Source organism: Enterobacter sp. PL1 (assembly GCF_945957325.1).
Classification (GTDB): Bacteria; Pseudomonadota; Gammaproteobacteria; order Enterobacterales; family Enterobacteriaceae; genus Enterobacter; species Enterobacter roggenkampii.
Genome location: NZ_CAMFKT010000012.1, coordinates 135,670 through 148,768 on the forward strand (window position 1 = coordinate 135,670; position 13,099 = coordinate 148,768).

Genomic DNA, 13,099 nt, shown 5'->3' on the forward strand with positions numbered 1-13,099 from the left:
AAGGCATGACGATCAGTAAGTTAGCGCAAGGCCGTGATAACGAAGAACTGAAGATATGCATAATGACTGCATAAATGCCTGCGAGGGCTTAACAGCAAATTAACACCATTCCCGATAAACATGCGTTCGCGCAAATCCCGCCTAAAAAGGGCTGGTATGGCAGCCAGGATTCTCGTATAAAAGATAAAAATGAAACGTTGTTTTATATCGAGGGTTTTCTGATGATTATCGGCAACATCCACCATCTGCAGTCCTGGCTGCCTGACGATCTGCGTCAGGCCATCGAGCATGTTAAAGCCCACGTCACCGACGCGACGCCGCTCGGGAAGCACGACGTCAACGGCAACAGCCTGTTTTATCTGGTCTCCGAAGACACGACCCAGCCGTTCGCCGAGCGTCGCGCCGAGTACCACGCGCGCTATCTGGATATTCAGATCGTGATGAAGGGTCAGGAAGGGATGACCTTCAGCACCCTGCCGCCCGGCACGCCGGACACCGACTGGCTGGCGGATAAAGACATCGCCTTCCTGCCGGAAGGCGGGCAGGAGAAAACCGTGGTGCTGAGCGAAGGGGATTTTGTGGTGTTCTGGCCGGGTGAGGTGCATAAGCCGCTGTGCGCGGTGGGGGCACCTGCTAAGGTCAGGAAAGTGGTGGTGAAGATGCTTGTAGAGTAACCCTTACCCCTCACCCTAACCCTCTCCCCACAGGGGAGAGGGGACTGCTCCGAGCCGTCTTTTCCCCCTCGCCCCATTGGGGAGAGGGCCGGGGTGAGGGGGACAATATGTGATCCAGCTTAAATTTCCCGCACTCCCTCTCCATCTCTCATTTACCTGCGCTTTTCCTGCGTCATAGTATGATCGTTAATTTATCGAACGATGTTCTATAATGTAGAACAAAATGATTCAGCAAGGAGATCTCATGCCGCAGTCCGCGTTGTTTACGGGAATCATTCCCCCTGTCTCCACCATTTTTACCGCCGACGGCCAGCTCGATAAGCCGGGCACCGCCGCGCTGATCGACGATCTCATCAAAGCAGGCGTTGACGGCCTGTTCTTCCTGGGCAGCGGCGGCGAGTTTTCCCAGCTCGGCGCCGAAGAGCGTAAAACCATTGCCCAATTTGCTATCGATCATGTCGATCGTCGCGTACCGGTCCTGATCGGCACTGGCGGCACCAACGCCCGGGAAACCATTGCGCTCAGCCAGCACGCGCAGCAGGCGGGGGCGGACGGCATCGTGGTGATCAACCCTTACTACTGGAAAGTGTCGGAAGCGAACCTGATCCGCTATTTCGAGCAGGTGGCGGACAGCGTCACGCTGCCGGTGATGCTCTATAACTTCCCGGCGCTGACCGGGCAGGATCTGACCCCGGCGCTGGTGAAAACCCTGGCCGATTCGCGCAGCAACATCGTCGGCATCAAAGACACCATCGACTCCGTCGCCCACCTGCGCAGCATGATCCACACCGTTAAAGGTGCCCATCCGCACTTCACGGTGCTGTGCGGCTACGACGATCATCTCTTTAATACCCTGCTGCTCGGCGGCGACGGGGCGATTTCGGCCAGCGGCAACTTTGCCCCGCAGGTGTCGGTGAATCTTCTGAAAGCCTGGCGGGATAAAGACGTGGCGAAAGCGGCTGAGTATCATCAGACCCTGCTGCAAATTCCGCAGATGTATCAGCTGGATACGCCGTTTGTGAACGTCATTAAAGAGGCGATCGTGCTCTGCGGCCGCCCGATTTCCACGCACGTGCTGCCGCCCGCCTCGCCGCTGGACGAGCCGCGCAAGGCGCAGCTGAAAACCCTGCTGCAACAGCTCAAGCTCTGCTGAGCCGGACGATAACCATGACCATCGAGAAGATTTTCACCCCGCAGGACGAGGCGTTTTATGCCGTCATCACCCACGCGGCGGGGCCGCAGGGCGCGCTGCCGCTGACCCCGCAGATGCTGATGGAATCCCCCAGCGGCAACCTGTTCGGCATGACGCAGAACGCCGGGATGGGCTGGGATGCCAACAAGCTGACCGGCAAAGAGGTGCTAATTATCGGCACCCAGGGCGGCATCCGCGCCGGGGACGGACGCCCGGTCGCGCTGGGCTACCACACCGGCCACTGGGAGATCGGCATGCAGATGCAGGCGGCGGCGAAGGAGATCACCCGCAACGGCGGGATCCCGTTTGCGGCCTTCGTCAGCGATCCGTGCGACGGGCGCTCGCAGGGCACGCACGGCATGTTCGACTCCCTGCCGTACCGTAACGACGCGGCGATCGTGTTTCGCCGCCTGATCCGTTCCCTCCCGACGCGCCGGGCGGTGATTGGCGTCGCCACCTGTGATAAAGGGCTGCCCGCCACCATGATTGCCCTGGCTTCGATGCACGACCTGCCGACCATTCTGGTGCCGGGCGGGGCGACGCTGCCGCCGACCGTGGGGGAAGACGCGGGCAAGGTGCAGACCATCGGCGCGCGCTTCGCCAACCACGAACTCTCCCTGCAGGAGGCCGCCGAGCTGGGCTGTCGCGCCTGCGCCTCGCCGGGCGGCGGGTGTCAGTTCCTCGGCACGGCGGGTACCTCGCAGGTGGTTGCGGAAGCGCTGGGCCTTGCGCTGCCGCACTCCGCGCTGGCGCCGTCCGGGCAGGCGGTGTGGCTGGAAATTGCCCGCCAGTCGGCGCGGGCGGTGAGCGAACTGGATAACCGCGGCATCACCACGCGCGATATCCTCACCGACAAAGCCATCGAAAACGCGATGGTGATCCACGCGGCGTTCGGCGGCTCGACGAATTTACTGCTGCACATCCCGGCCATCGCCCACGCGGCGGGCTGCACTATTCCGGAGGTTGAACACTGGACGCGCGTCAACCGCAGGGTGCCGCGCCTGGTCAGCGTGCTGCCCAACGGCCCGGACTATCACCCGACCGTGCGCGCCTTCCTCGCGGGCGGCGTGCCGGAGGTGATGCTCCACCTGCGCGATCTCGGCCTTCTGCATCTGGACGCCATGACCGTGACCGGCCAGACGGTGGGCGAGAACCTCGACTGGTGGCAGGCGTCCGAGCGTCGTGAGCGCTTCCGCCAGTGCCTGCGCGAGCAGGACGGCGTGGATCCGGATGACGTGATCCTGCCGCCGGAGAAGGCAAAAGCGAAAGGGCTGACCTCAACGGTTTGCTTCCCGACGGGCAACATCGCGCCGGAAGGCTCGGTGATCAAGGCCACGGCGATCGACCCGTCGGTCGTCGGTGAAGATGGCGTTTACCGCCACACCGGCCGGGCGCGGGTGTTTGTCTCGGAAGCGCAGGCGATCAAGGCCATCAAGCGGGAAGAGATTAAGCAGGGCGATATCATGGTGGTGATCGGCGGCGGGCCGTCCGGCACCGGCATGGAAGAGACCTACCAGCTCACCTCCGCGCTGAAGCATATCTCGTGGGGCAAGACGGTGTCGTTAATCACCGATGCGCGCTTCTCGGGCGTGTCGACAGGCGCCTGCTTCGGCCACGTGTCGCCGGAGGCGCTGGCGGGCGGGCCGATTGGCAAGCTGCGCGATAACGACATCATTGAGATTGCCGTGGATCGCCTGACCCTGACGGGCAGCGTCAACTTTATCGGCACCGCGGATAACCCGCTGACGCCGGAGGAGGGGGCACGCGAGCTGGCAATGCGGCAGACGCACCCGGACCTGCACGCCCACGACTTTTTGCCGGACGACACCCGCCTGTGGGCAGCATTACAGTCGGTCAGCGGCGGCACCTGGAAAGGCTGTATTTATGACACCGATAAAATTATTGAGGTAATTAACGCCGGTAAAAAAGCGCTCGGACTTTAATTATTTTTCATGCGATTGTCGTCTACGGAATATATTTCGTGGACGGCTTTTGCCTGTCTTTATTTTATCAGTTTAAACAATAAGTTGTGATATATCGTTGGTGTCACAAAAGCAAAATAACGTAATTCAGAAATAAGATATGACCATTGCTGGTTAATTGAACAGCTCATTACACTCCATTAACACGATGTTGTAATTCAGCACACTACATAAGGGTGTAATTCTGATGACGCAATTAACCATGAAAGACAAAATTGGCTACGGGCTGGGTGACACCGCCTGTGGCTTCGTCTGGCAGGCTACCATGTTCCTGCTGGCCTATTTCTACACCGACGTCTTCGGCCTGTCGGCGGGCATTATGGGGACGCTGTTTTTAATCTCCCGCGTGCTCGACGCCGTGACCGACCCGCTGATGGGGCTGCTGGTCGACCGCACCCGCACGCGGCACGGCCAGTTCCGCCCGTTCCTGCTATGGGGCGCCATCCCGTTTGGCATCGTCTGCGTGCTGACCTTCTACACGCCGGACTTCTCCGCGCAGGGCAAAATCATCTACGCCTGCGTGACCTACATTCTTCTGACCCTGGTCTACACCTTCGTTAACGTGCCCTACTGCGCCATGCCCGGCGTCATCACCGCCGACCCGAAAGAGCGTCACGCCCTGCAGTCCTGGCGCTTCTTCCTGGCGGCGGCGGGCTCGCTCGCCATCAGCGGCATTGCCCTGCCGCTGGTGAGCATCATCGGCAAGGGGGACGAGCAGGTGGGCTATTTCGGCGCCATGTGCGTGCTGGGCCTGACCGGCGTGGTGCTGCTCTACGTCTGCTTCTTCACCACCAAAGAGCGCTACACCTTTGAGGTGCAGCCGGGCTCGTCGGTGGCGAAAGATCTCAAGCTTCTGCTCGGCAACGGCCAGTGGCGGATCATGTGCGCGTTCAAGATGATGGCGACCTGTTCCAACGTGGTGCGCGGCGGGGCGACGCTCTACTTCGTCAAATACGTGATGGATCACCCGGAGATGGCGACCCAGTTTTTACTCTACGGCAGCCTCGCCACCATGTTTGGCTCGCTCTGCTCCTCCCGCCTGCTGGGGCGCTTCGACCGCGTCACCGCCTTCAAGTGGATCATCGTCGCCTACTCGCTGATCAGCCTGCTGATTTTCGTCACCCCGGCCGAGCATATCGCGCTGATCTTCGCCCTCAACATCCTGTTCCTGTTCGTCTTTAACACCACCACGCCGCTGCAGTGGCTGATGGCCTCTGACGTGGTGGATTACGAGGAGAGTCGCAGCGGGCGCCGCCTCGACGGGCTGGTGTTCTCCACCTACCTGTTCAGCCTGAAGATTGGCCTGGCGATTGGCGGGGCGGTGGTAGGCTGGATCCTGGCGTACGTGAACTACTCCGCCAGCAGCAGCGTGCAGCCGGTAGAGGTGCTGACCACCATCAAAATCCTGTTCTGCGTGGTGCCGGTGGTGCTCTACGCGGGCATGTTCATCATGCTGTCGTTCTACAAGCTCACTGACGCCCGCGTGGAGGCCATCAGCCAGCAGCTGATCAAGCACCGCGCGGCGCAGGGCGAGGCCGTTCCCGACGCTGCGACAGCCGCATCCCATTAACCGGAGGCACTATGCAAATCACTAACCCTATTCTGACCGGCTTCAACCCGGACCCGTCCCTGTGCCGCCAGGGCGAGGACTACTACATCGCCACTTCGACCTTCGAGTGGTTCCCGGGCGTGCGCATCTATCACTCCCGTGACCTGAAAAACTGGTCGCTGGTCAGCACCCCGCTGGACCGCGTGTCGATGCTGGACATGAAGGGCAACCCGGATTCCGGCGGCATCTGGGCGCCGTGCCTGAGCTATGCTGACGGCAAATTCTGGCTGTTCTACACCGACGTAAAGATTGTCGACTCGCCGTGGAAAAATGGCCGCAACTTCCTGGTCACCGCGCCGTCCATCGAAGGGCCGTGGAGCGAGCCGATCCCGATGGGCAACGGCGGGTTTGATCCGTCCCTGTTCCACGACGACGATGGCCGCAAGTACTACCTCTACCGTCCGTGGGGGCCGCGCCACCACAGCAACCCGCACAACACCATCGTGATGCAGGCGTTTGACCCGCAGACCGGCACCCTCTCGCCCGAGCGCAAAACCTTGTTTACCGGCACGCCGCTCTGCTACACCGAGGGGGCGCACCTTTATCGGCACGCGGGATGGTACTACCTGATGGTGGCCGAAGGGGGCACCAGCTACGAGCACGCCGTCGTGGTGCTGCGTTCCAAAAATATCGACGGGCCGTACGAGCTGCACCCGGACGTGACGATGATGACCAGCTGGCACCTGCCGGAGAACCCGCTGCAGAAGAGCGGCCACGGCTCGCTGCTGCAGACCCACACCGGGGAGTGGTACATGGCCTACCTCACCAGCCGCCCGCTGCGCCTGCCCGGCGTGCCGCTGCTGGCCTCCGGCGGACGAGGCTACTGTCCGCTGGGGCGCGAGACCGGTATCGCCCGCATTGAATGGCGCGACGGCTGGCCGTACGTGGAAGGGGGCAAGCACGCGCAGCTGACCGTGAAAGGCCCGCAGGTGGCGGAACAGCCTGCATCCGTTCAGGGCAACTGGCGGGAGGACTTTGACGGCAGCACGCTTGACCCGGAACTGCAGACCCTGCGCATCCCGTTCGACGACACTCTCGGCTCACTCACCGCACGCCCCGGCTATTTACGGCTCTACGGCAACGACTCGCTCAACTCCACCTTCACCCAGTCGACCGTGGCGCGCCGCTGGCAGCACTTCGCTTTCCGCTCAGAAACGCGGATGCAGTTCTCGCCGGTTCACTTCCAGCAAAGCGCCGGACTGACCTGCTACTACAACAGTAAAAACTGGAGCTACTGCTTTGTGGACTACGAGGAGGGGCAGGGGAGAACCATCAAGGTTATTCAGCTCGACCACAACGTGCCGTCATGGCCGCTGCACGAGCAGCCGATTCCGGTGCCGGAGAGTGCCGAGAGCGTCTGGCTGCGGGTGGACGTGGATACGCTGGTCTACCGCTACAGCTACTCGTTTGATGGCGAGACGTGGCACACCGTGCCGGTGACGTATGAGGCGTGGAAGCTGTCGGACGACTACATTGGCGGGCGCGGCTTCTTTACCGGCGCGTTTGTGGGGCTGCACTGCGAAGACATCAGCGGCGACGGCTGCCACGCGGACTTCGACTACTTCACCTACGAGCCGGTTTAACGGCTCAGGCCGGGTAGCCCAGCGCGCGTGAAAGCTGGAGCCCGGCCTGCTGAAGCTGCTCGCGGAAACCAGCCAGCTCTGCGTCGTCCACGCGGGAGGTCAGCGTCGACAGGCTCAGGGCGGCAATCACGCGGGATTCATGGTTCCACACCGGCACCGCCACGCAGCGCACGCCCTGCTCGTTCTCTTCGCTATCCAGGGCATAGCCCTGCTCGCGGGTCTGCGCCAGGGCGCTCATTAAGGCTTCGCGAGAGGAGAGAGTAGCGGGCGTAAAGGTGGTGTACTGATAGCCCTCCAGCAGAGCGTTCAGCTCGGCCTCGCCCAGCCAGGCAATCAACACCTTGCCGATGGCGGTGGCGTGAACCGGCAGGCGGCGGCCGATGCGCGAATAGGCGATGGCGGCCAGCTTGCCTTCAATCTTCTCGATATAAACCCCTTCACGCCCGTCCAGGATCCCCAGATGGGTGGTCTGCCCGGTCCGCTGGGACAGCTCCGTCAGCCAGCCTTTCGCCTTCTGGCGAATATCGATGGAGCCCACGACAAAATGGCCGCGCTCGACCAGCTTCATGCCGAGGCGATACTTACCGTTTTCCGGGTTCTGATCGATATAGCCATGCAGCTGCAGGGTTTTCAGCAGCGAGTGGAGGGTACTCTTGCTCAGCCCCATCAGTTTGCTGATGTCGGTGATCTTAAGCTCGGTGGCCTGCTCGTTGAACAGGTCGAGGATCTGCAACGCACGTTCAACAGACTGAATAATCGGCATAATGCTGGTATGTCCACGCTGGAATTAAGGCGAAAACGTACCTTTTTCGGGGTGAAAAATCAATGAAATGGAGCTGGCCTGATTCGCCCGGCGGCGCTACGCTTGCACGGGCCTACGGGTTGTGTAGGCCGGGTAAGCGCAGCGCCACCCGGCAAGAAGAGCGCACCGAATCAATAAAGTGGGAGAAAGGATCACTCTCCAAGCGTCGCCACCATCACCGCCTTAATCGTATGCATCCGGTTTTCCGCTTGGTCGAACACGATGCTCGCCGCCGACTCAAACACCTCGTCCGTCACTTCCATCCCGCCGTGCAGGTCGAACTCTTTCGCCATCTGCTTGCCGAGCGTGGTCTGGTCGTCATGGAACGCCGGCAGACAGTGCAGGAACTTCACGTCCGGGTTGCCGCTCAGCGCCATCATCTGCGCGTTCACCTGATACCCGCGCAGCAGCGCAATCCGCTCCGCCCACTTCTCTTTGGCTTCGCCCATCGACACCCACACGTCGGTATAGATGAAGTCCGCGCCCTTCACGCCCGCCGCCACATCTTCCGTCAGGGTGATTTTGCCGCCGTGCTTCTCCGCCAGCGCGCTGCATTCTGCCACCAGGCTCTCTTCCGGCCAGCAGGCTTTCGGGGCCACCAGACGCAGATCCAGCCCGGTCAGCGCCGCCGCTTCCAGCATCGAGTTGCCCATGTTGTTGCGCGCGTCGCCCGCGTAAACCAGCGTCATCTCGTTAAACGCCTTGCCCGGCAGGTGCTCCTGCATGGTCAGCAGGTCCGCCAGCAGCTGCGTCGGGTGGAACTCGTTGGTCAGCCCGTTCCACACCGGCACGCCCGCATACTGCGCCAGCGTTTCGACCACTTCCTGGCCGTGGCCGCGATACTGAATGCCGTCGTACATCCGCCCGAGCACGCGCGCGGTATCCTTAATTGACTCTTTATGCCCAATCTGGCTGCCGCTCGGCCCTAAATAGGTAACGCGCGCGCCCTGGTCAAATGCGGCAACTTCGAAAGAGCAACGGGTACGAGTCGAGTCTTTTTCGAAGATGAGCGCGATGTTTTTACCGGTAAGCTTTTGTACTTCCTTGCCATTTTTTTTATCGGCTTTGAGCTGTGCGGCAAGGGTCAGCAGAGAAGTGAACTGTGCAGGGGTAAAGTCGAGCAATTTCAGAAAGTGTTTCTTGTACAGATCAGACATTTTATCCTCACATGGCGAACGCCACTTATTGAATTAAAATTCACTTTATATGTGTAATTATTCATTTGCAACCCCGTTTCACAAATCTTTCCAACAAAGGTGGAGGCAAACCCGTCCGTGTGTGAAAATAGAAGTATCTGCCGCACTTTAAAGAGGATTGAGCCATGGCAAACCCGGAATTACTGGAAGAGCAACGCGAAGAGACGCGTCTGATTATTGAAGAGCTGCTGGAAGACGGTAGCGATCCGGACGCGCTGTACACCATCGAGCACCATTTCTCTGCGGATGATTTCGACGCGCTGGAAAAAATGGCGGTGGAAGCTTTTAAACTGGGTTACGAAGTGACTGAGCCGGAAGAGCTGGAAGTGGAAGAGGGCGACACTGTCATCTGCTGCGACATCCTGAGCGAAGGCGCGCTGAAGGCGGAGCTGATCGACGCGCAGGTAGAACAGCTGATGAACCTGGCCGAGAAGTTTGACGTGGAGTACGACGGCTGGGGAACCTACTTCGAAGATCCGAACGGTGAAGACGGCGAAGAAGGCGACGACGAAGATTACGTCGACGAAGACGACGACGGCGTGCGTCACTAAGCGTTTCAGGCGGTGGCGCGCGCCACCGCTTTTTCAAGGCAGAACCATGGATTACCCGCAGATACTCGCCCCCGTACTCAACTTCCTCCAGTGCCCGACCCCGCAAGCATGGATTGATAAAGCCCGCGACCCGGCGAACCTGCCGCTGCTGCTCACCGACCACATGGTGTGCGAGCTCAAGGCCGCCCAGACCGCGCTGCTGCTGGTGCGTAAATACGTCGCCGACGAAAGCGGTGCCGACGCGCTGCTCGACTGGCTCAAACCCTACGAACAGTTCACCTTCCGCGACGGCCCGGAGCCGGACTTCATCGCCCTGCATAAGCAGATCGGCAAAAGCGTGATGCCCAAAACCGACGACCCGTGGGGCCAGGCGCTCATCGACAGCATGGTGCTGCTGATTAAAGAGGAGCTGCACCATTTCTGGCAGGTGCGCGAGGCGATGCTGGCCCGCGACATTCCGTATGTCAAAATCACCGCCAGCCGCTACGCCAAAGGGATGCTGAAGGAAGTGCGCACTCACGAACCGCTGACGCTGATCGACAAGCTCATCTGCGGCGCCTACATCGAAGCCCGCTCCTGCGAACGCTTCGCCGCGCTGGCCCCGTTCCTCGACGACGACCTGCAGAAGTTCTATCTCTCGCTGCTGCGCTCGGAAGCGCGCCACTATCAGGACTACCTGACGCTGGCCCAGCAGGTGAGCGACGACGATATCTCACCGCGCATAAAGCTTTTTGGCGAAATTGAAGCCACACTTATCTCGACACCGGACAACGAGTTTCGCTTCCACAGCGGCGTGCCGGTGTAAACCGGCATAACTCAAGGATAAGGATGCGAGATGAATAAAACGTGGACCCGTATTGTGATTGTCGTCATCGCGGCTGCCGCCGTGGCGTTCTGGGTGTTTTTCGACAGGCAGCGCGCACCGGAACGGCAGATGGATTCCGCCCTTAACGAGATGCCCGCCTGGCAGGTGATTAAGGAGCAGGAGCCCGCGCTGCATCAGCGCATCCTCGACCAGATGGCCGCCCTGCAAAAAGCGGGCGAGCCGGAGCAGCAGATTATCGACACCATCCAGCCGCAGATCCTGCATCTGCAGATGACGCGCCTGCAGAACGCCCCGGACGCCAACGTGGTGAACTACATGACCATCAATATGGAGCAGACCGCCGCCATCCAGAAGGTGAGCGACGACGCCTGCTTCCGCTTCCTCTACCCGATGGTGAAGGGCGGCGTGAACCCGATGCGCATGCTGGATAAAGACCTGATGGCGCGGCGCATGCAGGCCGACGCGGACATGATGCGCGCGGCCTACGGCAAAAACCACCACACCGTGACCCAAGCCGAGCGCGAGGCGGCTGTCGAGGACGTGCGGCCGATTATGAAGGCGCTTGCCGATAAGTACGGCGAGGACATCCAGCTGCTGCAGATGCCGGAGAAGGCGGCGGGCAAAGAGAAGCTCTCCTGCGATATGGTGCAGGAGATGTGGGCCAAGGTGCTGGCGCTGCCGGAGCAGAAGGCGGCGAGGGTGATTCGACTGGCGGTGTCTGAGCTGGAGTGACAAAGGGCGCTGGTTTTTTGGGCACTTAGCGCGGGTTTAGCGCGTCGTCGCTTGCATGGCGGCGCGCGACAGGTATAATCCACAACGTTTCCGCATCCCCTTCAGTGCCGAAGTGGCGAAATCGGTAGACGCAGTTGATTCAAAATCAACCGTAGAAATACGTGCCGGTTCGAGTCCGGCCTTCGGCACCAAGTCACTAAATTCCTTACAATACAGCTAGTTAGACGATTAAATCTGTCTCTTTTGCCTGTAAGAAATGCTCTGTTATGTCCCTTGAAAAAGCCGCTGTGGTTGATAGTGGTAATTGGGATGTTAACTCATAGCGGCGTGTCGTTCCAAGCGTCAAACACGTACTGACTCAACTTGAAAGCTATGACGTAGCCACCGTCTCTAAACAATCCCAAAAACTTTTAGTGAAGCGCATTTTAGCCCGATGCCCCCGTTCTGTCGCCGTCGCGAGACGCCGCAGGGGATAAACAGGTTTATGGTGGTCACGGTACTTGCAGACCATATGCAAGCTCTGCCAGCGGTTCGGCCTCGCTCCCCTTGGGTACATGGTCATCCTGATAAGCCTCACTAACTGACATAACTGTGATGTAGTCGCCAGAGGCTCCGCTTGTTGTCTTACCACCAACGGGGCTTTATGGATTCTATTGCGGTATGTTTGAAAGTGCGCGGGGGTTCATTCCCGCGCGTCCGGCGCTTTATGGTAAGTATTTAAGTATTTCTGCTGCCCAGTTTACACGGTGGATGACACGGGCATGGTGCAAGTTTCCGTCTAGTATTTCGGCTTTAGTTAGCTGGGATAACTGCTGCCAATTATTGTTAAGTATATAAGTTGCGTTATTACATTGTGAGCTTTCTAGCACGTAAATGTTATGGCCTGTGAACCCAAATATCACGTAGCCTTGGAACCCAGCTTGCCCAACCGCTACGAAATCTGGTTTTTTACTATTGATAAGTTCAAGTCTGCCTTCAACAACAGCGGTATTGCCCTTTCCCCTGATCTTAATAGCTGAAAGGATTTTTGAACCGATAGTACTCCAAGGCTGTTGACCCTGAGGCAGGAGGCTCCAGTTTAGTTTTATAGATTTACTTTTAACGATGGTATTAAGTTGGTCGTCAACAGTTTCGCACAACCCAAAAAGCTCTAAAAAAAGATTAATGCAGTGAGCCACTAACTCTTTGTTGTTAGCTGTCAAACTTAGCTTTGGAGAGATGATCAACTTCTCCCCTTGCAGATTCTCTACAATCTTTAACTCTATGCTTGGTGGAGGGGTGAGGATTCTCTTGTAGCGCTTATACTCAATTTCACGAGTGTCAGTAACTTCTTGAGTTGCGCCCCCTCCGATCCATTGCTTTCTAGTCCATGAAATTTGTCTGTATGCAGTTTCTTTAGGTGCTGTTTTGTCAGGTACTGATTTGCCATTAGCATTGAATCTGGTTATTGGCCCTAAAATTTTGGGGAGGACTTCTTCACCTAAAGCTCTTTGACTTGAGAAACCAATAGAGTCCGTTTTCCCCGCATCTGGCAAAGAATGTGCAATGTAGATATCACGGCCATCAAAGTTAGGTATGTAATTATCAATATTTCGAATACGCTTTTTCTGAATAAGCATGGATCGTTCCTTTTGATTTTATCTTACTGTTTACATAACCAACCAAGCCGGGCACAATCGAGCCGTTAGAAACGATAGTGAGGCTAACAATCGTTATGAGTTTGCAGACTCATGGCGGTCATGCTTCATAGACCGGATTCACGCAGGTGACTCCGGTTTTTTTTATGCCCATCATTTATACATGGGCACAACATATAGGGTGTGTTAATAAGATTACCCCCTACATGTTCAGCATTTTAGTTAGGATTCTTTGCAGTACAAGGGTTGATTTTGAGGTTAAATTGAGGTTGTCAAAGGGAAATTTCGACCAACCCTACGTGCCGTAAGGCTTAG

Annotated in this window: 12 protein-coding genes and 1 tRNA gene; 9 read left to right on the top strand and 4 right to left on the bottom strand. The window is 58.4% G+C overall.

Translation table 11 applies throughout. The features are described from left to right. Positions 1-221 precede the first annotated feature (221 nt). The 5 genes from N6P30_RS13185 to N6P30_RS13205 all read left to right on the top strand — a co-directional run bounded on the left by N6P30_RS13185 (position 222) and on the right by N6P30_RS13205 (position 7,040). The gene (locus N6P30_RS13185) at positions 222-674 is read left to right on the top strand and encodes a YhcH/YjgK/YiaL family protein (RefSeq protein WP_023293408.1); all 453 of its coding nucleotides are present in this window, start codon (positions 222-224) and stop codon (positions 672-674) included. Between the two features lie 244 nt (positions 675-918). Continuing rightward, positions 919-1,827 (top strand): 2-keto-3-deoxygluconate aldolase, encoded by a 909-nt coding sequence (gene yagE / locus N6P30_RS13190; RefSeq protein WP_023293407.1) that lies wholly within the window; start codon positions 919-921, stop codon positions 1,825-1,827. A 14-nt stretch (positions 1,828-1,841) separates the two neighbouring features. Then, positions 1,842-3,809 carry a xylonate dehydratase YagF gene (gene yagF, locus N6P30_RS13195; RefSeq protein ID WP_023293406.1) on the top strand — a complete coding sequence of 656 codons (1,968 nt, stop codon included), beginning with the start codon at positions 1,842-1,844 and terminating at the stop codon, positions 3,807-3,809. Positions 3,810-4,035: 226 nt separating this feature from the next. Beyond that, on the top strand, positions 4,036-5,418 hold the full coding sequence (locus N6P30_RS13200) for an MFS transporter (RefSeq protein ID WP_023293405.1): 1,383 nt from the start codon (positions 4,036-4,038) through the stop codon (positions 5,416-5,418). Positions 5,419-5,429: 11 nt separating this feature from the next. Beyond that, positions 5,430-7,040 (top strand): glycoside hydrolase family 43 protein, encoded by a 1,611-nt coding sequence (locus N6P30_RS13205; RefSeq protein WP_023293404.1) that lies wholly within the window; start codon positions 5,430-5,432, stop codon positions 7,038-7,040. A gap of 4 nt (positions 7,041-7,044) precedes the next feature. Here the strand turns inward: N6P30_RS13205 and xynR are convergent, their stop codons facing one another. The 3 genes from xynR to argL all read right to left on the bottom strand — a co-directional run bounded on the left by xynR (position 7,045) and on the right by argL (position 9,064). Then, positions 7,045-7,803 (bottom strand): DNA-binding transcriptional repressor XynR, encoded by a 759-nt coding sequence (gene xynR, locus N6P30_RS13210; protein ID WP_023293403.1) that lies wholly within the window; start codon positions 7,801-7,803, stop codon positions 7,045-7,047. A 191-nt stretch (positions 7,804-7,994) separates the two neighbouring features. Further along, on the bottom strand, positions 7,995-8,999 hold the full coding sequence (gene argF / locus N6P30_RS13215) for an ornithine carbamoyltransferase (protein WP_023293402.1): 1,005 nt from the start codon (positions 8,997-8,999) through the stop codon (positions 7,995-7,997). Next, positions 8,969-9,064 carry a putative translational regulatory protein ArgL gene (gene argL, locus N6P30_RS13220; protein ID WP_213014347.1) on the bottom strand — a complete coding sequence of 32 codons (96 nt, stop codon included), beginning with the start codon at positions 9,062-9,064 and terminating at the stop codon, positions 8,969-8,971. The genes argF and argL overlap by 31 nt, the downstream gene beginning before the upstream one ends. 99 nt (positions 9,065-9,163) lie before the next feature. Here argL and rraB point away from each other — a divergent pair, with 99 nt between their 5' ends. The 4 genes from rraB to N6P30_RS13240 all read left to right on the top strand — a co-directional run bounded on the left by rraB (position 9,164) and on the right by N6P30_RS13240 (position 11,338). Further along, positions 9,164-9,589 (top strand): ribonuclease E inhibitor RraB, encoded by a 426-nt coding sequence (gene rraB / locus N6P30_RS13225; RefSeq protein ID WP_008501374.1) that lies wholly within the window; start codon positions 9,164-9,166, stop codon positions 9,587-9,589. A 46-nt stretch (positions 9,590-9,635) separates the two neighbouring features. Then, positions 9,636-10,394, top strand: coding sequence for a tRNA isopentenyl-2-thiomethyl-A-37 hydroxylase MiaE (gene miaE, locus N6P30_RS13230; RefSeq protein WP_023293401.1), 759 nt, complete (start codon positions 9,636-9,638; stop codon positions 10,392-10,394). Between the two features lie 30 nt (positions 10,395-10,424). Further along, positions 10,425-11,147 (top strand): hypothetical protein, encoded by a 723-nt coding sequence (locus N6P30_RS13235; protein WP_023293400.1) that lies wholly within the window; start codon positions 10,425-10,427, stop codon positions 11,145-11,147. 106 nt (positions 11,148-11,253) lie between these two features. Continuing rightward, a tRNA-Leu gene (locus N6P30_RS13240) sits at positions 11,254-11,338 on the top strand. A 513-nt stretch (positions 11,339-11,851) separates the two neighbouring features. Here N6P30_RS13240 and N6P30_RS13245 read toward each other — a convergent pair. Then, entirely contained in the window at positions 11,852-12,766 is a 915-nt protein-coding gene (locus tag N6P30_RS13245) for a hypothetical protein (protein WP_058673240.1), read from the bottom strand. Positions 12,767-13,099: the final 333 nt, after the last annotated feature.